General features: G+C 67.5%; 20 protein-coding genes and 1 pseudogene. 10 read left to right on the top strand and 11 right to left on the bottom strand.

Translation table 11 applies throughout. From position 1 onward, the window contains the following. Positions 1-105 precede the first annotated feature (105 nt). On the bottom strand, positions 106-885 hold the full coding sequence (locus ACQKDV_RS09755) for a polysaccharide deacetylase family protein (RefSeq protein ID WP_427783558.1): 780 nt from the start codon (positions 883-885) through the stop codon (positions 106-108). Between the two features lie 59 nt (positions 886-944). Between ACQKDV_RS09755 and grxD the strand changes: the two genes are divergently transcribed. Beyond that, positions 945-1,871 carry a Grx4 family monothiol glutaredoxin gene (grxD, locus tag ACQKDV_RS09750; protein WP_427783557.1) on the top strand — a complete coding sequence of 309 codons (927 nt, stop codon included), beginning with the start codon at positions 945-947 and terminating at the stop codon, positions 1,869-1,871. 76 nt (positions 1,872-1,947) lie between these two features. Here grxD and ACQKDV_RS09745 read toward each other — a convergent pair whose 3' ends face one another. From ACQKDV_RS09745 to ACQKDV_RS09735, 3 genes are all read right to left on the bottom strand, one after another. Further along, positions 1,948-2,487 carry a DUF924 family protein gene (locus ACQKDV_RS09745; RefSeq protein ID WP_427783556.1) on the bottom strand — a complete coding sequence of 180 codons (540 nt, stop codon included), beginning with the start codon at positions 2,485-2,487 and terminating at the stop codon, positions 1,948-1,950. A gap of 43 nt (positions 2,488-2,530) precedes the next feature. After that, positions 2,531-3,307, bottom strand: coding sequence for an AMP nucleosidase (locus tag ACQKDV_RS09740; protein ID WP_427783555.1), 777 nt, complete (start codon positions 3,305-3,307; stop codon positions 2,531-2,533). Positions 3,308-3,434: 127 nt separating this feature from the next. Then, the gene (locus tag ACQKDV_RS09735; protein WP_427783554.1) at positions 3,435-6,839 is read right to left on the bottom strand and encodes an autotransporter domain-containing protein; all 3,405 of its coding nucleotides are present in this window, start codon (positions 6,837-6,839) and stop codon (positions 3,435-3,437) included. Between the two features lie 248 nt (positions 6,840-7,087). Here ACQKDV_RS09735 and ACQKDV_RS09730 point away from each other — a divergent pair, with 248 nt between their 5' ends. The 5 genes from ACQKDV_RS09730 (at position 7,088) to ACQKDV_RS09710 (ending at position 11,872) form a co-directional block, all read left to right on the top strand. Continuing rightward, a complete protein-coding gene (locus ACQKDV_RS09730) occupies positions 7,088-8,494 on the top strand; it encodes an amidohydrolase (RefSeq protein ID WP_427783553.1) in 1,407 nt (468 codons plus the stop codon). Continuing rightward, complete coding sequence (locus ACQKDV_RS09725) at positions 8,494-9,777, top strand: amidohydrolase family protein (protein WP_427783552.1); 1,284 nt, start codon at positions 8,494-8,496, stop codon at positions 9,775-9,777. The genes ACQKDV_RS09730 and ACQKDV_RS09725 overlap by 1 nt, the downstream gene beginning before the upstream one ends. A gap of 20 nt (positions 9,778-9,797) precedes the next feature. Further along, the gene (locus tag ACQKDV_RS09720; protein ID WP_427783551.1) at positions 9,798-10,430 is read left to right on the top strand and encodes a 2-hydroxychromene-2-carboxylate isomerase; all 633 of its coding nucleotides are present in this window, start codon (positions 9,798-9,800) and stop codon (positions 10,428-10,430) included. 92 nt (positions 10,431-10,522) lie between these two features. Then, entirely contained in the window at positions 10,523-11,464 is a 942-nt protein-coding gene (locus ACQKDV_RS09715) for a DegV family protein (protein ID WP_427783550.1), read from the top strand. Between the two features lie 69 nt (positions 11,465-11,533). Next, complete coding sequence (locus ACQKDV_RS09710; protein ID WP_324809724.1) at positions 11,534-11,872, top strand: hypothetical protein; 339 nt, start codon at positions 11,534-11,536, stop codon at positions 11,870-11,872. A gap of 45 nt (positions 11,873-11,917) precedes the next feature. On the opposite strand, the gene ACQKDV_RS09705 is transcribed toward ACQKDV_RS09710, so the two are convergent. Beyond that, positions 11,918-13,363: a diguanylate cyclase gene (locus ACQKDV_RS09705; RefSeq protein ID WP_427783549.1), complete on the bottom strand. Its 1,446-nt coding sequence runs from the start codon at positions 13,361-13,363 to the stop codon at positions 11,918-11,920. A 181-nt stretch (positions 13,364-13,544) separates the two neighbouring features. On the opposite strand from ACQKDV_RS09705, the gene ACQKDV_RS09700 reads away from it, so the two are divergent. After that, positions 13,545-14,408: a PA4780 family RIO1-like protein kinase gene (locus tag ACQKDV_RS09700; RefSeq protein WP_427783548.1), complete on the top strand. Its 864-nt coding sequence runs from the start codon at positions 13,545-13,547 to the stop codon at positions 14,406-14,408. Positions 14,409-14,530: 122 nt separating this feature from the next. Here ACQKDV_RS09700 and fghA read toward each other — a convergent pair whose 3' ends face one another. The 4 genes from fghA to ACQKDV_RS09680 all read right to left on the bottom strand — a co-directional run bounded on the left by fghA (position 14,531) and on the right by ACQKDV_RS09680 (position 17,240). Then, positions 14,531-15,361: an S-formylglutathione hydrolase gene (gene fghA, locus ACQKDV_RS09695; protein WP_427783547.1), complete on the bottom strand. Its 831-nt coding sequence runs from the start codon at positions 15,359-15,361 to the stop codon at positions 14,531-14,533. Positions 15,362-15,409: 48 nt separating this feature from the next. Beyond that, the gene (locus ACQKDV_RS09690) at positions 15,410-16,519 is read right to left on the bottom strand and encodes an S-(hydroxymethyl)glutathione dehydrogenase/class III alcohol dehydrogenase (protein ID WP_427783546.1); all 1,110 of its coding nucleotides are present in this window, start codon (positions 16,517-16,519) and stop codon (positions 15,410-15,412) included. A 58-nt stretch (positions 16,520-16,577) separates the two neighbouring features. Beyond that, on the bottom strand, positions 16,578-16,853 hold the full coding sequence (locus tag ACQKDV_RS09685; protein ID WP_079223297.1) for a metal/formaldehyde-sensitive transcriptional repressor: 276 nt from the start codon (positions 16,851-16,853) through the stop codon (positions 16,578-16,580). Between the two features lie 93 nt (positions 16,854-16,946). Next, positions 16,947-17,240 carry a LysR substrate-binding domain-containing protein gene (locus ACQKDV_RS09680; protein ID WP_427783562.1) on the bottom strand — a complete coding sequence of 98 codons (294 nt, stop codon included), beginning with the start codon at positions 17,238-17,240 and terminating at the stop codon, positions 16,947-16,949. A gap of 39 nt (positions 17,241-17,279) precedes the next feature. Here ACQKDV_RS09680 and ACQKDV_RS09675 point away from each other — a divergent pair. After that, positions 17,280-17,456 (top strand): annotated as a pseudogene (locus ACQKDV_RS09675) (alkene reductase); the annotation flags it as partial. Between the two features lie 49 nt (positions 17,457-17,505). Here ACQKDV_RS09675 and ACQKDV_RS09670 read toward each other — a convergent pair. After that, positions 17,506-18,183: an SMI1/KNR4 family protein gene (locus ACQKDV_RS09670; protein ID WP_427783545.1), complete on the bottom strand. Its 678-nt coding sequence runs from the start codon at positions 18,181-18,183 to the stop codon at positions 17,506-17,508. Positions 18,184-18,298: 115 nt separating this feature from the next. Here ACQKDV_RS09670 and ACQKDV_RS09665 point away from each other — a divergent pair, with 115 nt between their 5' ends. Beyond that, positions 18,299-18,715 carry a VOC family protein gene (locus tag ACQKDV_RS09665; RefSeq protein ID WP_427783544.1) on the top strand — a complete coding sequence of 139 codons (417 nt, stop codon included), beginning with the start codon at positions 18,299-18,301 and terminating at the stop codon, positions 18,713-18,715. A 104-nt stretch (positions 18,716-18,819) separates the two neighbouring features. On the opposite strand, the gene ACQKDV_RS09660 is transcribed toward ACQKDV_RS09665, so the two are convergent. Further along, a complete protein-coding gene (locus ACQKDV_RS09660; protein WP_427783543.1) occupies positions 18,820-19,704 on the bottom strand; it encodes a LysR family transcriptional regulator in 885 nt (294 codons plus the stop codon). 104 nt (positions 19,705-19,808) lie between these two features. Between ACQKDV_RS09660 and ACQKDV_RS09655 the strand changes: the two genes are divergently transcribed. Continuing rightward, a complete protein-coding gene (locus tag ACQKDV_RS09655; protein ID WP_427783542.1) occupies positions 19,809-20,861 on the top strand; it encodes an NAD(P)-dependent alcohol dehydrogenase in 1,053 nt (350 codons plus the stop codon). The last annotated feature ends 131 nt before the right edge of the window (positions 20,862-20,992 follow it).

Raw genomic sequence — 20,992 nt, 5'->3', positions numbered from 1 at the left:
TGACGTGTAGAGCCGAGCCCGTGCTCGGCTGCCTTTACGGCGCATCGCGCCGCCGCACGGGCATCGGCTCGGGCGCTACAGACGATCCAGGCCCGGCGTTACCGGTCATCCGGCCGGCAGCCGCGCCTTCAGGCCGCGCTCGTCCAGCACCTGCAACACGCGCTGGATGATGGCCAGGTTGTGGCCATGTGCCGCCCCTTCATGCAGCAGCACGATGGCGCCAGGGCGCAGGCCGGGCAGCAGGCGCGCCATCACGCCATCAGGTGTACAGCCCACGCCGTCATAGCCGCGCGCGCTCCAGCCCACCCGCACCAGGCCCAGTGTGGCCAGTACCGGCGCCACGAAGGGGTTGGTCATGCCCACCACCGAACGGTACCAGCGCACGGGGCGGCCACTGACCGCTTCCAGCGCCTGGTGGCAGCCTTCGATCTCGGCACGCATGGCCGCCGGGCCCAGCCGCCAGAAACGGGTCTGCGGGTGGGTGTGGCTGTGGTTGCCCAGATCGTGGCCACGGCGCAGGATCTCCTTCACCAGCGCTGGCTGCGACACTGCGCGCTCGCCCACCAGGAAGAACGTCGCCCTCGCCTGGTGCCGGTCCAGCAGATCCAGCAGCGCCTGCGTGTCCTCGCTGGGGCCATCGTCGATGGTCAGCCAGACGCTGTCGCCCGCATCGGGCAGGCGGTCCAGCACCGGGGTGTAGAAGCGGCTGTTGGGCAGAAACACCGGCACCAGGAACAACGCGTGGCTGGCCACCATCAGCGGCAGCCCCCACTGCCAGCCGGCCAGCGTCCACACCAGGATCACCGCCAGCTGCGACGCCACCAGCCAAGGCAACCAGCGCCACGGCCGGGTCGGGATGCGATGCAATGTTGCTGCGCTGGTCATGCCCCATGATGACATGGGGCGTAGAATGGGTGATTCGAATTTACGGACCCATGACCTCCATGTCCCTCGATCCTGCCCTGCGTTCGCGCATCGAATCCCTCCTCAACGCCAACCGCGTCGTGCTGTTCATGAAGGGCCAGCCATCGATGCCGCAGTGCGGCTTCTCGGCCAAGGCCGTGGGCGCCCTGCAGGACCTGGGCGTGGACTTCGCCCACGTCAACGTGCTGGCAGACCAGGAAATCCGCGAAGGCATCAAGGCCTACGGCGACTGGCCGACCATCCCGCAGCTGTACATCGACGGCGAACTGGTCGGCGGCAGCGACATCATCCTGCAGATGGCCGCCAGCGGCGAACTGAGCAGCGTGCTCGGCCTGGCCGCGCCGGACCGTACCCCGCCGCGCATCACCGTCACCCCGGCCGCCGTGGAAATGCTGAAGGGCGCGCTGGCCGATGCTCCCGGTGCGTCGCTGCAGCTGACCATCGATGCGCGCTTCCAGCCGAACTTCCAGCTGGCCCCGCATGACGACAGCGCGATCGCCGCCGAATCCAACGGCCTGCGCGTGCAGTTCGACCTGTCCAGCGCACGCCGCGCCGACGGCATCACCATCGACTGGGTCGATGACATCCGCGGCAAGGGGCTGGCCATCGACAACCCGAACGCGCCCAAGCCGGTGCAGGAAATCAGCGTGCGTGACGCCGATGATCTGGTGCGTGCCGGCAACGTGACCCTGGTCGACGTGCGTCCGGCCGACGAGCGCGCCATTGCCGCGGTCGGCGTGCCGTTCAGGAGCTTCGACGGCAATGGCCGTGCCGAGCTGGAGGGCCTGCCCAAGGACACCCCGCTGGCCTTCCTGTGCCACCACGGTGGCCGCAGCGCACAGGCCGCCGAGCAGTTCCGCACCCTGGGCTTCACCAAGGTGTTCAACGTCACCGGCGGCATCGACGCCTGGTCGGACGAGGTGGACAACGGCGTGCCGAAGTACTGATCGGCACAAAAAAGGGGACGGAGGGGATTAAGTCGTTTGTGGCACAAACGACTTAATCCCCTCCGTCCCCTTTTTTCTAGCCGGCGAAGCCGCCTTCGGCCAGGTAGTCCAGTTCTTCCGGGCTGGGAATGCGCCCGAGCACCGCGTTGCGGTGCGGGAAACGGCCGAAGCGGCGGATGATGTCGCGGTGCACTTCGGCGTACTCCAGGTATTCCTTGTCGCCCAGCACGTCGAACATGGCTACCGAACGGTCCTGGTCGAACGGATCTTCGGAATGCTCGAACGGCAGGTAGATGAAGGCGCGCAGCTTGGGCACCAGCTGCAGGTCCAGGCCTTCTTCGATGGCGCGCATGGCGTAATGCCGGGCCAGGCCATCGGTGGCGTAGGAATGGGCGGTGCCACGGAAGCAGTTGCGCGGGAACTGGTCCAGCAGCAGCATCAACGCCAGCGCGCCCTCGGCGCTGCCCAGCCAGTGTTCGCGCGCGCGCGCGGCAGCGGCGAAATGCTCATCCAGGAACCGCTCGCGGAACCGCGCGTCGAACGCGTCGTCGCGGGCGAACCACTTCGCCGGGCCCGCCTCGTTCCAGAATTCCACCACTTGCGCGGCAACGTCCATCACCTGCTCCCCAGGGCCGGCGCGCCGCGCCAGGCCATCATCATCATTCGTCAAAGCGCAGGTGGCGGACCGACTTGCCGTTGCGCCGGATAAGCTTAAGCGCCTCGATGCCGATCTGGATATGGTTTTCCACGAACTGGGAGCTGACCTTGGCATCGGATGCCTCGGTCTTGACCCCGTCGGGGATCATCGGCTGGTCGGACACCAGCAGCAGCGCGCCGCTGGGGATGTGGTTGGCGAAGCCGGCGGCGAACACCGTGGCCGTTTCCATGTCGATGGCCATGCAGCGCATCGCCCGGAGCCGCTCCTTGAAGGCCTCGTCGTGCTCCCAGACCCGACGGTTGGTCGTATAGACCGTACCGGTCCAGTAATCGTGGCCGAGGTCGCGGATCATCGTCGACACCGCCCGCTGCAGGGCAAAGGCGGGCAGCGCCGGCACTTCCGGCGGCAGGTAATCCCCGGAGGTACCCTCGCCGCGGATGGCGGCGATCGGCAGCACCAGGTCGCCCAGCTGGTTCTTGCGCTTGAGCCCACCGCACTTGCCCAGGAACAGCACGGCCTTGGGCGTCACCGCTGACAGCAGGTCCATGATGATGGCGGCATTGGGGCTGCCCATGCCGAAGTTGATCAGGGTGATGCCGTCGAAGGTGGCACTGGCCATCGGCCGGTCCAGGCCGACGATGGGCGCCCCGGTCAGTTCGGCAAAGGTATGCAGGTAGCCGCCGAAATTGGTCAGCAGGATGTGCTCGCCGAACTGGTCCAGCGGGACGCCGGTGTAACGCGGCAGCCAGTTGTCGACGATTTCCTGCTTGCTCTTCATGGCGCATCCGCGGTGGCGTGGGGCAGCCATTGTAGGCGCGTGCCCGCCGCCCGGTACCAGGACCGGCAACGAAGAAGGGCGGCCCGGCGGCCGCCCTCCTGGGGATTCCCGATGGAATCGGTTCTGCTTAGAAACGCACCGACCAGCGCAGGTTGGCACCGTGGTCACGGCTGTCGTCGCCGTACTGGCCGCTGTAGCCCAGTTCCAGCTGCTGGCGCTCGCTCAGCCAGGCCGACAGGCCCAGCTCGGCCACCACCGCACTGTCGGCGATCGGCGCACCGCTGACCACGAACGCGTCGCTGCCACTTGCGAAAGCCAGCGTCGCCGATGGGTCACGGTCGCCACTGGCGCGGCGGTAGCCCACCGCACCCTGCACATGCAGCCAGCTGTCCTGCTGGAACGAGGCCTTCAGACCCTTGTCGAAGCGCACACCCGCCGTGGCGACGGTGGTACGCGCATCGTCGACGCGGCCCTGCAGGGCGGCGACACCACCACGCTCGTTGATGTGTTTGGTATCCACTTCCACGCGGGCCACCTGCAGGTACGGCTCCAGGCCGGCCTCGCGGCCGCCGATGCGGTAGCCCGCTTCGATGAAGGCCTGGCGGGTGCGGGCGTCATAGCGGGCGGTCAGCGTGTCGCTGTAGCCGGAGAACGCCAGTTCGCGCGTGCTATCCACCTCGTGGTTGCTCAACGCCAGGCCACCACGCAGGCCGAAACCGCCCCAGGTGTGGCTGGCGTAGGCGCCGAAGTGGGTATTGTCGATCTTCGAGCGCGCGCGACGGCCCTGCTGCTTCAGGTCAGTGCGGCCGGTACCGGCCAGCACGCCCACCTGCCAGCCGCCGAACTCGCGGTCCACGCCGACCAGCAGGCCGTTGTTGTCGGCCTCGGTGCGGGCGGCATTGGCGTTGCCGTCCAGGGTGGTGCTGCCGCCGATGGCCTGCACCCAGACACCGGTGGCGTCGGCATCGCTGGCACCCGGTGCGGCCGCACCGGCACGACGCGACAGTGCGGCATCACGCACGCTGCGGCTGCTTTCCACCAGCGCTGCTGCGGTAGCGGCATGCAGCTCACCGCTCAGGCCGTCCAGCGCCGCACCCACCTGTTCCGGGAACAGCAGGGTCAGCGGGCGCGGCAGGCCCTGGCCCACCGCCAGGGTGTCGGCCACGCCGGCCACGGCCAGCTGGTTGGGGGTGGTGGCGGCGGTGGCCAGTGCATTGCCGCGTGCCACTTCGATCTGGGCGCCGGCAGCGCCGTAGACCAGGCTGAACTTCATGAAGGGCGAGAACGCGCTGAAGTCGGTGTTGGCGAACTGGCCGCTCACGCCGCCATCGGCCTGCAGGAAGTTGAACTGCTCACCCAGGTAGTAGGTACCCGCTTCCGGCAGTGCCACCAGGGTGCCGCCGAGGGTGGCGGTGCCGGTGACGTGCAGCAGGTCGCTGCGGCTGCCCGGGGCCAGTTCGGCCTGGTAGACGCCCGTGGCGGTCTGCACGTAGTTGCCGTCGATGGTCAGCGTACCGATCGAGTTGCCCGGGGCCAGGATGCCGGCCACGGTGGTGTCGCCCAGCTGGCCCACGCCCTTCAGCGTGCCCTTGGCACCGACGAAGGTCTGGCCGCCGGTCTGCACGCCGTTGAAGGACACCACGCCGCCGGACACGTTCAGATCAGAGCGGTCGAGCACGCCGGTGGAGGTGACGAAGCTGACACCACCGCTGGCGTTCAGCGCCGTACGTTCCAGCGTGCCGTTCAGCAGCAGGCTGCCGCCGTTCACTTCAACGGCGCTGGTCAGCGCGTTGACGCCATCCAGTTCCAGCACGCCCTCGCGCACCACCGCGCCGTTGAAGCTGTTGTCACCACTCAGGCGCAGCCAGCCGATGCCGCTTTTGGTCAGCTTGCCCGGACCGCCGATGTCATTGGTCCAGTCGTCCCACGCATCGCCTTCCCACACCTTCAGGCCGCCGGCCTTCTGGTTCATCACCACGTCGGTATCCACGCGCAGCGAGCCGTAGCCCTCGACCGCCTTGGCCAGGTTCATCAGGCCCCAGCCGTAGACATCGTCCACGCCCTCGGCACCGAGGTCGGTGGCGGTGGTCAGCAGCACGTCACGCACCTGCGCGCTGTCCAGGTATGGGAAGCGTTCGAACAGCAGGCCCAGCGCGCCGGTGACGTGCGGGGCAGCCATTGAGGTACCGGTCATCCAGTCGTAGCTGTAGGTCGGCACGCGCTCCAGCACCTCCAGCAACACGTTGCCGTTGCCACCGTCCACCAGTTGCGCGTCAAGCGCCGAATCGCTGCCGTAGACGGTGGACAGGATGTCGGTACCCGGTGCGGCCAGGCACCAGTTGGCGCTCAAGCCGCAGCGGTTGGACGAGCTGTCCAGCACATAGGCGCCCGGTGCCTCTTCGCGCACGTTCACCACGCTCAGCCAGTACGGCTCGATATCGGCGAAGGCGCGCGGCAGGGTGGCGTAGATGCCGGCGATCGGCGCGTCTTCGGCCTCATCGGCGTAGACCTGGTTGTTGCCTGCAGCCCACACCTGGATCATGCCATTGCTGCGCGATCCCTCGGCGAAGATGTCCAGGTAATCCATGTTGTATTCGTACAGGCCGTCGACGTCTTCCACGGTCGTCGGTTCGTTGCTCAGGCCCCAGCTGTGGTTGAGTGCACGCACGCCCTGCTCGTTCATCTGCGCATACATGCTTTCGAACGCCGTGCTGTCCGGGCCCACGCCGCCAACGGAGACGACCTGGTAGCCAGCGGCGGTACGCGCCCACACCTGCGCGCTGTTGAAGAACAGCTTGGCCGCGCTCAGATCGGCACCAAAGGCGACGCCATGGGTGCCGTTGCCATCACGGTTGGCGGCAATGGTGCCGGCCACGTGGGTGCCGTGGGTCTGGAAGTAGATGCCCGGCTGCACGTAGCGCGGGTCGGAAATGATGATGTCGCGGATGTTCTGCGGGACGCTGGGGTCGAAGGCGGTGTACTCGATCGACACGTCGTCGCCGTCGCTGCTGAAGCAGGCACCCGGGCCGGCGATGAAGCCGGTATTGGTGCACAGGCTGCCGTCTTCCAGCAGATCGGCGATATGGATGCTGCGGTTGTCCTTGCCCGCGAACTCGTCGTGATCCAGACCGCTGCCACTGTCGAACACGCCCAGGCGGATGCCCTTGCCGGTCAGGCCGCGCGCATAGGCGGCGTCGGCATTGATCGCGCCCAGGCCCCAGTCGTTGTTGAACTCGGTGCTGCGCCAGCTGGCGGCATCACCGGCCTGGCCCATGACCGGCTCAGCGGCGGCGTCAGCGGTCGTGGCGAACCCACGCGACGGGATGGCGGTGGTGGTGACCAGCGAGGGCGCGGCAAAGGCGGCCTGCAGGCTGCGCTGGAACTGGTAGCGCGACAGTGCGTCGCTGTTGTCCTGGGCCAGGGCCGGCAGCGAGGCGGCCAGCAGCAGCGAGCCGACGATGGCCGAGGCCAGCGGCGAAGGCAGGAAGGAACGGCGCACGGAGGCGGTACGGTGCGACTTCGAAACAGTCATCTAAAGATACATCCTTGATTCCATGGGAAATTTTTATGCCACGTGTGCATCGGGGCACCGCGCTGCCAGTAGCGAAAAACCACGCACTGCTCGCTTGCCAGCAGCAGGCGTCACCAAAACTTAATACTTTGTTCACATCTTATGTATAGGAAAACTCCTACACCCGCCCCCTGCCCAAGGTCACTTGGCAACCGCCCCTGGTGCCGGATAGCGTCGGTGGATTCATGCGCTGCACAAGGGGAAACTGCATGCAATCCACGTTGTTGCGCGCCGGCCTCGGCCTGGCGCTGGCCTTATTGAGCACGGTGCCGGCGGTGGGCGCCTCGCGCTTCGTCGCCGACCCCTACCCCAGCACATACCAGGCTCATCCCGATGGCCCGGTACTGATCCAGAACGCGACCGTGCTGACCGGCACCGGCCAGCGTCTGGAGCATGCCGATGTGCTGCTGCGCGACGGCCGCATCGTCGCCGTCGGCCCGCAGCTGCAGGCCGATGCCGGCATCACCCGCATCGACGCGCAGGGCAAGTGGGTCACCCCGGGGCTGATCGACGTGCATTCGCACCTGGGGGTGTACCCCAGCCCGGGCGTCAGCGCGCACAGTGACGGCAACGAGATGACCGCGCCGGTCACCGCCAACGTCTGGGCCGAACACTCGGTGTGGCCGCAGGACCCCGGCTTCACCGCCGCGCTGGCCGGCGGCGTGACCAGCATGCAGGTGCTGCCCGGCTCGGCCAACCTGGTGGGCGGTCGTGGTGTGGTGCTGAAGAACGTGCCGGCCACCACCTACCAGGCAATGAAATTCCCCGGTGCGCCGTGGGGGCTGAAGATGGCCTGCGGCGAGAACCCCAAGCGCGTCTACGGTGGCAAGGGCACTGCGCCGGCCACGCGCATGGGCAACGTGGCCGGCTACCGCGCCGCCTTCATTGATGCGGCCGACTACATCGCCAAGAACAGCCCGAAGCCGGCCAAGCGCAAGGGCTGGTTCGGCAGCGACAAGGGCGACAGCGCCGGTGATGCCGGCGGCAAGCGCGACCTCAAGCTGGACACGCTGGCCGGCGCCATCCAGGGCGACATCCGCGTGCACATCCACTGCTACCGCGCCGACGAGATGGCCACCATGCTCGACCTGGCCAAGGAATTCGGCTTCAAGGTGGCCGCCTTCCACCACGGCGTGGAAGCCTACAAGCTGGCCGACCGGCTGGCTGCCGACGGCGTCTGCGGCGCGCTGTGGGCCGACTGGTGGGGCTTCAAGATGGAAGCGTTCGATGGCATCGCCGAAAACATCGCGCTGGTGGACCGGCCGAAGAACAGCTGCGCCATCGTCCATTCCGACTCACCCGAGGGCATCCAGCGCCTGAACCAGGAGGCGGCCAAAGTGATGGCTGCGGCACGCCGCGCGCGCATGCCGGACATCGCCCCGGAACATGCCATTGCGTGGATGACCGCCAACGCCGCCAAAGCACTGGGCATCGAGGCCCAGACCGGCACCCTGGAAGCCGGCAAGATGGCCGATGTGGTGGTGTGGAACGGCAACCCCTTCAGTTCGTATGCGCTGGCCGAACAGGTGTTCGTCGATGGGCGGCGGTTGTATGACCGCGGCGCGCCGGCAGCGATGCCGCGTTCGGACTTCCAGCTCGGCCAGGAGGTGCATTGATGGCCCGTTCCACGCAGAGGGCGAGGCCCGCCAGGAAGCGCCGCCGAGCATGGCTCGGCGCTACCGTCGTGGTGCTGGCAAGCATCGCGGGAACGGCATCGGCGCAGGACCTGCTGGTGCGCAACGCCACGGTGCATACCGCCAGCGCGCGCGGCAGCCTGCATAACGCCGACGTGCTGGTGCAGGGCGGTCTGATCCGCGCGGTGGGTCCTGGCCTGGCCGCACCGGCCGGGGTGCCCGTGGTGGAGGCCAACGGCCGCCCGCTGACGCCTGCCCTGTTCGGTGGCATCACCGAGATCGGCATCGAGGAAGTCTCCGGCGAATCGAGCACGGTGGACAGCACGCTGAAGCTCGGCGAACAGCCGCTGCGCCCGGAATTCGACGTCACCCTGGCCTACAACCCGGCCTCGGTGTTGATTCCGGTGGCACGCCTGGACGGCATCGGCTTCACCGCGCTGGGGGCCGCCACCGGCGGTGGCTTCGTGGCCGGCCAAGGCGGGGTGATGCGTCTGGATGGCAGTGCCGACCCGATCGGCCCGCGCGCGCTGTTCCTGCGCCTGGGCGCGGCCGCCTCGGAACTGACCGGGCAGTCGCGCGCGGCGCAGTGGATGCTGCTGCAGCAGATGGTGGACGAAGCGCGCGGCCAGGTCCCGGCCGATTCGCCGCATGCACTGCTGACGCCCGCCGGCCGCCGCACGCTGGCCCGTTATCTGGCGGGCCAGGGCCGCATCGTGGTGGAAGTGGACCGTGCCGCCGACATCCGCCAGCTGCTGCGCTGGGCCGCACGCGAGAAGGTGAAGATCGCCATCGCCGGCGGCGCCGAAGCCTGGCAGATGGCCGCCGACCTGGCAGCCGCGCAGGTGCCGGTGTTCGTCGATGCCCTGGGCAATCTGCCCACCAGCTTCGACCAGATTGGCGCCACCCTGGAAAACGCTGCGCGCCTGCAACATGCGGGGGTGGCCGTGTCCTTCGCCCAGCGCGATGACGCCTCGCACAACGCGCGCAAGATGCGCCAGCTGGCCGGCAACGCAGTGGCCAATGGCCTGCCCTGGGCCGATGGCCTGGCCGGTCTGACCCGCGTGCCCGCCCAGGTGCTGGGCGTGGCCGACCAGATCGGCACCATCGAACCGGGCAAGCGCGCCGACCTGGTGCTGTGGGAGGGCGACCCGCTGGACGTGGCCCACTATGCCGAACAGGTCTGGCTGGGTGGCCGCGCCATGCCGATGCGCTCGCGCCAGACCGAACTGCGCGACCGTTACCTGCAACGCAACGCCCAGCCCTGATCGTTCCAAGGAATCCGCCCATGCCGACCCTGCGCTGGTATTTCGATTTCGTCTCGCCCTACTCGTACCTGCATTGGCAGAAGGTAAAGCAGCTGCCGCAGTCTGCGTCCATCCAGCCAGTGCCGATCGCCTTGGGCGCGGTGCTGCACCATCTGGGCAACCTCGGCCCGGCCGAGATTCCGGCCAAGCGGCGTTTCATCTACCGCCAGCTGCTGTGGACCGCGCAGGCCGAAGGCACGCCGCTGCGGTTCCCGCCCGGCCATCCATTCAACCCGCTGGCCGCGCTGCGGCTGTGCCTGGCCGCCGGTGCCAGCGCACAGGCGGTGGATGTGCTGTTCGACTGGATCTGGCGCGAGGGCAATGCCGGTGACAGCGCCGAGGCCTTGCGCACACCGGCGGCGCGGCTGGGCATCAACGACGTGCAGGCCGCCTGCGCCGAAGCGGCGGTAAAGGAACAGCTGCGCCGCAATACCGAGGCCGCCATCGACGCCGGCATCTTCGGCGTACCACCCCTGTCGATCGATGGCGAACTGTTCTGGGGCAACGATGCCCATCCGATGATGACCGCCGTTCTGGACGATCCGGGCCTGCTGCAGCGCCCGGACTGGCAGGCTGTGGTAACGCTTCCAGTGGCGGTGCAGCGCAATCGCTGAACAGGCAGTGGCGCGATTCCCTCGCGCGCCCCGGATGTTTTTGCGATAGCTTTCACATTCCGAACCTACAACCGCCCTGGAGGGGGAGCCGGATGCGCATCGGAATCGTCGTCGATTCGGCCTGCGATCTGCCGCAGGATTTCATTGCCGCGCACAACATCGTGCTGCTGCCGATCACAGTGCGGATAGGCGAAGCGGTGCTGGCCGACCACCGTGACGAGCAGGCGACCCTCAGTTTCCTGCACGCCCATGTGGCCGAGCACGGTGCCGAAGCGGAGACCATCCCCTTCAACGTCAACCAGATCCGCGATCTGTTCCTGCAGCAATTGGTGATCGACTACGACCACGTGTTCTGCATGACCATCACCAGGACGCGCAGTCCGATCCACGACAACGCGCTGCAGGCCAGCTTCGCCATCCTCAACGACTACAAGCCGGTGCGCCAGGCGGCGGGCTACAACTCGCCGTTCGCGCTGCGTGTGCTCGATACCCAGAACCTGTTCGCCGCGCAGGCGGTGACCGCCGTGGAGGCCGTACGCCTGCGTGACAGCGGCGCCAGCGTGCAGCAGATCCGCGAGCGGCTTGAGGAACTGGCCGGCAACGTGCACGGCTACATGGTCACCCGCGACCTGTACTACATGCGCGCCCGCGCCCGCCACAAAGGCGACCGCAGCGTCGGCCTGCTCAGCGCCGCACTGGGCAGTGCGCTGGACATCAAACCGGTGCTGCATGGCTACAAGGGCGAGACCGGGCCGGTGGCCAAGATCAAGGGCTTCGACAACGCCGTGCAGAAGCTGTTCGGCGTTGTCGGCCAGCGCGTGCGCAGTGGCCTGATGACCCCCACCGTGTGCGTCAGCTATGGCGGCGACCTGGAAGAACTGCGCGCCCTGCCCGGCTATGCCGCGATGAAGGACCTGTGCGCCAGCCACGGCGTGGCTGTGTACGAGTCGGTGATGAGCCTGACCGGCATGGTCAACGTCGGCAAGGGCGCGGTGACGATCGGCTTTGCCGACGGGCCGCATCGCTTCGAATAAGCCGTTCTGGCGTACACAAGCATTGCACTGCCGTTGTGCCAGCCTTGCCGCACCCCAAGGAGACGAACCATGCCTGCGCAGTACCACATCAGCCTGCCCGACCCGTCCAAGGCCCGTGGCAACGACCCTGACCTGTCCTTCCATTCGCAGAGTGCCGGCGGCTTCGCCGAGGAGCTGCAGGACGCCCTGCGCAGCGGCACGCTGTTCGAGCGCTGGAAGGCCAAGCAGGCCGACCCGGATGCGGTGGAACCGCAGTGGGGCGTGACCGACCCGGACGCCACCGTGACCGGCGAGCAGAAGGACCTGCGCATCAACCTGGTGGCTACCACCCGCATCGACAGCGACGTGTTCAAGCAGCGCCTGCGCCTGCTGGCCGGCCACCACTGGGAACTGCGCGACGTGCGTTGAGGCATCCGCCGGGCATGGCCCGGCGCTACCGGGGACGCGTCCGCCTCAACAATCGATCACGCCTTCCTCGCCACTCTCGTCGTCCAGCACGCGGGCATGCAGGGTCACCTGGTTGCGGCCGGCACGCTTGGCGGCATACAGCCCGGCATCCGCATCGGCCAGCAGCTGGTCGGCGCTGGCAGTGGCCGGCGGGTGCAGGTAGGCCACGCCGATGCTGATGCTCACCGGGCCTTCGGGCAGGTTCAGCGCCTCCACTGCCTGGCGCAGCCGCTCGGCCAGCGCCAGCACCCCCGACAACGGGCTGCCCGGCACGATCACCGCGAACTCCTCGCCACCATAGCGGGCCACGCTGTCGGCCGCGCGCCCGGCGGTGGCCTGCAGCACCGCTGCCACTGCACGCAGGCAGCGGTCGCCGGCAGGATGGCCATGCTGGTCGTTGAACGCCTTGAAGTGGTCGATGTCCACCAGCAGCAAGGCCAGTTCGGTGCCACTGCGGCGGGCGCGGTTCCACTCGGCCTGCAGCACGGTGTCGAACTGCCGCCGGTTGGCCACCCCGGTCAGGCCATCCTGGCGCGCCAGCTGGTCCAGCCCCACCTGGCGTTCCAGCAGATCGGTCTGCAGCAGCGTACTGCGCAGGCCGAAGCCCAGCGTGGCCACCACGAACCCGGCCACTGCCAGCGGTCGCGCATGGTCCACCACCAGCGTGCCCACCACCAGCAGCAGCAGCGGCAGGATGATCGGCCCGCCGGCCTGCACCAGCCGCGACAGCCGCGGGTGCAGCACGAAGCCCGGCGCCGGCGCCTGGCGCAGGGCGAGCAGCGCCAGCAGCAGGAACGGCAGGTCGATCAACAGGTCGTTGTAGGCCCCGAAGGATTGTTCGGCCGTGTAGTGGTTGATGTAGAACGCCACCAGCAGATAGCCCAGCGCATACAGCGCCAGAGCACGGAAGAACACGCGCCGCTCCGGCACATCGCCGGCCAGCCAGCGCACCATGGCGAACACGGCGATGCACAGGTTCTGGATGTCGAACATGTGCTGCATGTTGGCCATCGCCTGGTCATCGATGTCGATGCGGTCGGCGAAGGACTGCGTGTGCACGAAGAACAGCACGCCCAGCAGGGCAGCCATCACGCCATCGATAAGGCTGATGGTCCAGCGCTCGCGGCGCGCGCGGGCCAGGATGAACACCAGCGGCACACCGTACAGCACGTACAGCAGCAGGCTGACGCTGGGGGTGATGTTGGCCCGCCCGGCGATGAGCGCGTCCACCATGTTGAAGCCCATGCCCCCCGCCCACAGCAGCAGCGCCAGCGCGGTGGCCCGCCAGCCCAGTGCGGCGCGGTCGCGCTGGCCACGCCACAGGCAGGCGGCCGCCGCGATCAGCGGTGCGGCGGTCAGGAACACGAATGACCCGCCACCGGCCGTCCCCGGCCACATCGCCACGACCAGCCCGTGGCAGAGTACGTACAGCAGTGCCAGCACCCCCGGCATGCACTACCCCCATCCGCAAGGCCATATGCGGGCACCATAGCGCGCCAGACCGCACGCGCGGCGTGATCCTCTGCAGAAAACGCGGAAAATGGGTGCGGCGGGGCAGGCGCGGCCTGAAGATGCGAGAATCCCTCTCCCGCCCAGACATACGCAGCCGCGCCGGCCGCCTCCCCCATATTCCGTGAAAACCCCCGAAGGACTGCGCGCGCTGATCGACGACGGCGTGATCGATGAAGTGCTACGCCCGCTCAAGAGCGGCAAGGAAGCAGCCGTGTACGTGGTACGCAGCGGCAACGAGGTGCGCTGCGCCAAGGTCTACAAGGACATGGCCCAGCGAAGCTTCCAGCAGCGCGTGCAGTACCAGGAAGGCCGCAAGGTGCGCGGCAGCCGCGAGGCGCGTGCCATCGGCAAGTCCAGCAAGTACGGCCGCAGGCAGCAGGAAACGGCTTGGAAGAACACCGAGGTAGACGCGCTGTACCAACTGCGCGACGCAGGTGTGCGCGTGCCGGAGCCGCACGGCTACCACCACGGCGTGCTGTTGATGGAACTGGTGACCGATGCGGAGGGCTTTTCCGCCGCCCGGCTGGGCGAAGTGGCGCTGGATGCCGACCAGGCCCGCGAGTTTCACCAGACTCTGGTACGCCAGGTGGTGCGCATGCTGTGCTGCGGCCTGATCCACGGCGATCTTTCACCGTACAACGTGCTGGTTGGCCCGGATGGCCCGGTGGTGATCGATTTCCCGCAGGTGGTCAGTGCCGGCGGCAACAATGCCGCCCGCAGCATGCTGCTGCGCGACGTCAACAATCTCACCGCCTATCTGGGCCGTTTCGCACCCGAACTGCTGGACACCTGGTATGGCGAGGAAATGTGGGCGCTGTTCGAGGCCGGCGACCTGCTGCCGGACAGCGAACTGACCGGCACCTTCGTGCATGATGAATCCACCATCGACCTGGACGGCGTGCGCCACGCCATCAACGATGCGCGCGAAGAAGCGCTTATCCGCCAGCAGGGCCGGGAAGCAGCGGAAGAAGACGACGACCGGTAGCGCCACGCCATGCGTGGCGGCTGGCCGCCGTAGCGTCGAGCCTGCCCGACTGCGGCTCCCGTAGAGCCGAGCCCACGCTCGGCTGCTCTGCTGCCCAGCCGAGCGTGGGCTCGGCTCTACACTTACGCCTTCAGCGCGCGGACATGGTGAGCGATGTGCTCACCGATGAAGGTGGCGATGAAGTAATAGCTGTGGTCGTAACCCGGTTGCAGGCGCAGGGTCAGCGGGTGGCCGACGGCCTCGCAGGCCTGCTGCAGGCGTTCGGGCTGCAGTTGAGTCTGCAGGAACTCATCGGCATCACCCTGATCGACCAGCAGCGGCAGGCGCTCGCTGGCATTGGCCACCAGCGCGCACGCATCCCATGCTGCCCAGTTGGCCGGGTTGTCGCCCAGGTAGGCAGTCAATGCCTTCTGGCCCCACGGCACCTGGCTGGGCGCCACGATCGGCGAGAACGCGGACACGCTGCGGTAGCGCCCCGGATTACGAAGCGCCAGCACCAACGCACCGTGGCCGCCCATCGAATGACCACTGATCGCCCGCGCATCGCTGGCCGGGAAGTTCGCTTCGATCAGCGCCGGCAGTTCGTGCACCACGTAGTCGTGCATGCGGTAGTGCTTCGCCCACGGCTGTTCGGTGGCGTTGAGGTAGAACCCCGCGCCCTTGCCCAGGTCGTAGCCTTCGGCGTCGGCCACGTCATCGCCGCGGGGGCTGGTGTCCGGCGCCACCAGGATCACCCCATGTTCGGCCGCGTAACGCTGCGCGCCGGCCTTGGTGATGACGTTCTGCTCGGTACAGGTCAGCCCGCTCAGCCAGTACAGCACCGGCAGCGTCTGCGTGGCCGCCTGCGGCGGCAGGTACACGGCGAACTGCATGCCGCAGCCCAGCGTGGTCGAATGATGGCGGTAGACGTCCTGCCAGCCGCCGAAACAGGCGCGGTGTTCGATGCGTTCCATGGAGTGCTCCCAGCGGCGGCAGGCACGCGGCCTGCCGCCTGGCGTGATTCAGTAGTGGACGACCGAGCGGATCGACTTGCCTTCATGCATCAGGTCGAAGGCTTCGTTGATCTTGTCCAGGTCCATGGTGTGGGTCACGAACGGCGCCAGCTCGATATCGCCCTTCATCGCGTCTTCCACCATGCCCGGCAGCTGGCTGCGGCCCTTCACGCCGCCGAAGGCGGTGCCCATCCACTTGCGGCCGGTGACCAGCTGGAACGGGCGGGTGGAGATTTCCTGGCCGGCACCGGCCACGCCGATCACCACGCTCTGGCCCCAGCCACGGTGCGCGCATTCCAGCGCTGCACGCATCACGCTGGTGTTGCCGATGCACTCGAAGCTGTGGTCCACGCCCCAGGTGGTCATTTCAACGATGACCTGCTGGATCGGCTTGTCGAAGTCCTTCGGGTTGATGCAGTCGGTGGCGCCGAATTCGCGGGCCAGTTCGAACTTGGCCGGGTTGGTGTCCACCGCGATGATGCGGCCGGCCTTGGCCTGGCGCGCACCCTGGATGACGGCCAGGCCGATGCCGCCCAGGCCGAACACGGCCACGCTGTCGCCTTCCTGCACCTTGGCGGTGTTGTGCACCGCGCCGATGCCGGTGGTCACGCCGCAGCCGAGCAGGCAGACGTGTTCCGGGTTTGCTTCCGGATTGATCTTCGCCAGCGACACCTCGGCCACCACGGTGTATTCGCTGAAGGTCGAGCAGCCCATGTAGTGGTAGATCGGTTCGCCGTTATAGCTGAAGCGGCTGGTGCCGTCGGGCATCACGCCCTTGCCCTGGGTGGCACGCACCGACACGCACAGGTTGGTCTTGCCGCTCTTGCAGAACAGGCACTCGCCACACTCGGCGGTGTACAGCGGAATCACATGGTCGCCCGGCTTGACGCTGGTCACGCCCTCGCCCACGTCCACCACGATGCCGGCGCCTTCATGGCCCAGCACCACCGGGAACAGGCCTTCCGGATCATCGCCGGACAAGGTGAACGCATCGGTGTGGCACACACCGGTGTGGGTGATCTTGACCAGCACTTCGCCAGCCCTGGGCGGGGCGACGTCGATCTCGACGATCTGCAGCGGCTGGCCGGGACCAAAGGCGACGGCGGCACGGGATTTCATGGCGGGTTCTCCAAGGACAGGCATTGACAGGATGGGCGGCGCGATGCGGCGCCGTTGTTCATTTCAGGTACGAGCGGATCAGCCCGCTCATCTCGCGCACGCGTTCGGCGCGTTGTTCGTCGGAGGTGGCCGGCTGGCCGAATTCCTCGCGCAGATGGGCTTCCATCACCTCGGACATCAGCCCGTTGACTGCGCCACGGATGGCCGCGATCTGCTGCAGCACCGGCCCGCAGTCGGCGCCGGCTTCCAGCGCGCGGTCCAGCGCATCGCACTGGCCGCGGATGCGGCGCACGCGGGCCAGGACCTTCTTCTTCTCTTCGGGGGAGTGCGGCATCGCGGGCCACCTTCGGAACTATACTGGGGGATAGTATACAGGGCGATCAACGAATCTCAATCGAACGCGCCTTCCGCCCCCACGCGGGTCAGCTCATCCACCACGAAGCGCACCGTCGGGCGCAGATGCCGTGTTCGGAGGCCACAGCGCATGGATCTCGATATGCCGTTGCATGCTGTCATCCAGCACCGACCGCAGCGCGCCCGACTGCAGGTGTGGGCGCACCAGCGACATCGGCATCTGGCAGATGCCCAGCCCGGCCAGCGCGCCGTCGATCACCGCGTCCCCGTCGTTCAGCTGGTGGGTGGGCGGGGGAATGAAGGTGCCGCCGTCGCCGTCCGCGCCCACCCGCCACGCCACCGACTGGCCATGCCGGTAGCCGACGATGCTGCGGTGCTGCCGCAGTTCCTCCGCGCTGCGCGGTACGCCCTGCGCCAGGTCGAGGAAGGTACCATCGACATCAGTGCCTTCGGCCAGCCGTTCATCGCCAACCCGGATCTGGTCGAGCGCCTGCAGCAGGACATCGCGCTGGCAGCACCGGATCGCGCCACCTACTACGGCGGCGACCGTGAGGGGTATCTGGATTACCCCGTCACCAGCTGATCAAGCATGGGGTCAGAGCCGCGCTGCGCGTGGATCCAACCCCATGCCTTCAAGCGCCCTCGCGCACGTAGGCGAACGATTCGTCCAGCCTCGGGAAGCCGATCACCTGCTTCAGCAGCGCTTGTCCCTCGTCCTCGCTGATCCGCCCTTCAACGATCTCGTCGGTGCGCGCGAACAAGGCTTCCAGCGCCGCCACCTGGTCGGCCCGCAGCCACGCGCGGTGCGTGCCCAGCCACGCCTGCAGATCCTCGGCCAACGTGTCCTTGCCCAGCATCGAGTACTGCGTCTGCAGCTCCACCACCGCTTCCACCATCTTGCGGAAGACGAAGTCCTGCAGGTTGGCCGCCAGGATGTCGGCGCGATCATCGTCGTGCCGCACCAGCAGCACGGGCGGCTCACTGAAACCCGGCGCATTGGTCCAGAAGCAATACGCGTCGCCCGCGCCGCTGCGCGCGAACGGCAGCAATTGCAGGTCTTCGCGCAGCGGGTTGTAGTGATCCTCGGCGGTCAGGTCTTCCCATGCCTGCTGCAGTTCGTCGCGGCCGATCGGCTCGAACTCATCGGCAAACAGCAGCAATGGCGGCTGCGCGCGCAGTTGCGCGGACTGCTGCTGGAAACCCTCCCAGCCCAGCGCGCCCCACTGCAGCTGCTCACCGGCAGACAACGTGTGGAACAGCGGGGGGAAGGCCTGGCCGGTGGCCTGTTCGATATCGGTAAGCGTGCTCATGAAGATCCCTGTCGAAAGCAGCTGTCTACCTTGCCTGAATCCAGGTGACAGATGAACCCGCAGCCTGCGGCAGCCGGTCTAGACTGCGTGCAACCGGCCGCCGCAGACCCCTGCCATGGACTCCCCTGCCCGCACCTTCATCGTCAACATCGATGTGCCCGACCTGGCCGCTGCCGAGGCGTTCTACGTTGCAGCCTTCGGCCTGCGCGTCGGCCGAAGGCTGGGGGATGGCGCGGTGGAACTGCTTGGCGGCCCCACGCCGCTGTATCTGCTGCAGAGCGACGACGGCAGCGCCGCCACCGACGAGGGCGACGTGCGCGATTTCGAGCGCCACTGGACGCCGCTGCACCTGGACTGGGTGGTGGAAGACATCAACGTCGCGCTGTCACGCGCGGTGGCCGCAGGTGCGGAGATCGAACAGCCGGTGAGCGAACGGCGCTGGGGACGCCTGGCCGTGCTGGCCGATCCGTTCGGCCATGGGTTCTGCCTGATCCAGTTTGTCGGGCTGGGGTATGACGCGCTGGTGGAGTGATCGGGGCCAGTCATCCACGCATGGCGTGGATCTACTGCCGAACGTGGGTGGCGTGGATCTACCTGCCTGATCCGGGTGGGTGCCGACCGTTGGTCGGCACGGCATCACTCGCGCAGCATGTCCACGAACGCGCGCAGCGCCGAGGCCATCTGCCGCTGCTTCGGGTAATACAGCACGAAGCCGGGAAACGGCTCGCTCCAGTCCTGCAGCACCGCCACCATCGTGCCGGCCTCGATGTGCGGACGCGCGGCATCCTCCAGCACGTAGGCCAGGCCGAATCCATCCAGCACGGCGCGCATGATGGTGGTCTGCTCGCTCAGGGTCAGACGACCGCGCACGTCGATTTCCAGCGACTGCCCATCGCGGTCGAACTGCCACTTGTACAGGTGGCCGCTGGCGAAGCGGAAGCGGATGCATTCGTGCTGCAGCAGATCACGCGGGTGCTGCGGTGCCGGATGCTGGCGCAGATATTCCGGCGAGGCCACGATCATGCCGTGCAGCGCCGGCCCCAGCGGCACCGCCACCATGTCCTCGGGCACGAACTCGTGCAGGCGCACGCCGGCATCGAAGCCCTCGGCGACGATGTCCACCAGGCCGTCGTTCTCGGTCAGCTCCAGGCGCACATCCGGATGCGCGCGCAGGAACCGGGTCAGCCGCGGGCCAAGCTGGGTCGGCACCGCCGCGCGGGCCGCATTGATGCGCAGCAGGCCGGTCGGGCTGCCTCTGAACTGGTTCATCTCTTCCAGCGCGTCATGCAGCTGGCCCAATGCCGGCTGCAGCCGGTCCAGCAGGCGCTGCCCAGCCTCGGTCAGCGCCACGCTGCGGGTGGTACGGTGGAAGACGCCCACGCCCAGCCGCTCTTCCAGCGCACGGATCGCATAGCTCACCGCCGAGGTCGACAGGGTCAGCTCGCCCCCGGCCTTGCGGAAGCTGCGGTGCCGGGCGACTGCGGCAAAGGCTGCAAGATGGGAGAGATTGTCAGCGGCCATTGTGCAGTCTGCCTTGATGAATCGTGCCGATATCCGGTCTTTGTAGGCCGGTACGAGGGGCGTATTGTAAAACGCCTTTCGACAAACCCCGCCAAGGATTCTCCATGTCCCTCGCCCATGGTTATGCGGTACGCACCAATACCGCCCCGCTTGAGCCCTTCACCTTCGAACGCCGCGCCGTCGGCGCCAACGACATCCGCATCGAAGTGCTGTACAGCGGCATCTGCCATTCCGACCTGCACCAGGCCCGCGACGACTGGGGCGGCGCCGAGTACCCGATGGTGCCGGGCCACGAGATCATCGGCCGCGTGGTCGAAGTCGGCCCGTCCGTCACCGCCCTGAAAGTGGGCGATTTCGCAGGCGTCGGCTGCATGGTCGATTCCTGCCGCCACTGCGATGCCTGCGACCACGACCTGGAGCAGTACTGCGAAAAGGGCCCGACCTACACCTACAACAGCCGCGACCGCAGCACCGGCGAGCTGACCATGGGCGGCTACTCCAATCACATCGTGGTCGAGCAGCGCTTCGTGGTGAAGGTTTCTGAGAAGCTGGACCTGAAGGCCGCCGCACCGCTGCTGTGCGCTGGCATCACCACCTACTCGCCGCTGCGCCACTGGAAGGTCGGCCCGGGCCAGAAGGTCGGCGTGATCGGCCTGGGCGGCCTCGGCCACATGGGCGTGAAGTTCGCCAAGGCGATGGGCGCCACCGTGGTGATGATCACCACCACCCCGGAAAAGGGTGCCGACGCCAAGCGCCTGGGCGCCGATGAAGTGCTGGTCTCGCGCGATCCCGCGCAGATGAAGGCGCATGCCAACAGCTTCGACTTCCTGCTCAACACGGTGCCGGTCAGCCATGACACCAACCCGTACATGGGCCTGCTCAAGCGCGATGCCACCATGTGCCTGGTCGGCGTGCTGACCGAACTGGACCCGCCGCTGATGGGCGCCAGCGTGATCTTCGGCCGCAGACACGTCACCGGCTCGGCCATCGGCGGCATGGCCGAAACCCAGGAAATGATGGATTTCTGTGCCGAACACGGCATCGTCAGCGATGTTGAAGTGATCAACATCAAGGACGTGAACGAAGCCTGGGAACGCATGGCGAAGAACGATGTGCGCTACCGCTTCGTGATCGACATGGCCACCATCAAGGCCTGATCGCTGCGCAGATGGAACGAAAAAACCCCGGCATTGCCGGGGTTTTTGGTAGTGCCGGCCGCTGGCCGGCAACTCCGGATCGCGGCGGGGGAAGTCGCCATCGTTGAGGCCCAGCACGCAGATCACCCGGA

The sequence above is a fragment of the Stenotrophomonas sp. NPDC077659 genome, assembly GCF_050268705.1.
Lineage (GTDB): Bacteria > Pseudomonadota > Gammaproteobacteria > Xanthomonadales > Xanthomonadaceae > Stenotrophomonas.
Note: the sequence above shows the minus strand (reverse complement) of the source record. Positions and strands in the feature narration are given on the sequence as shown.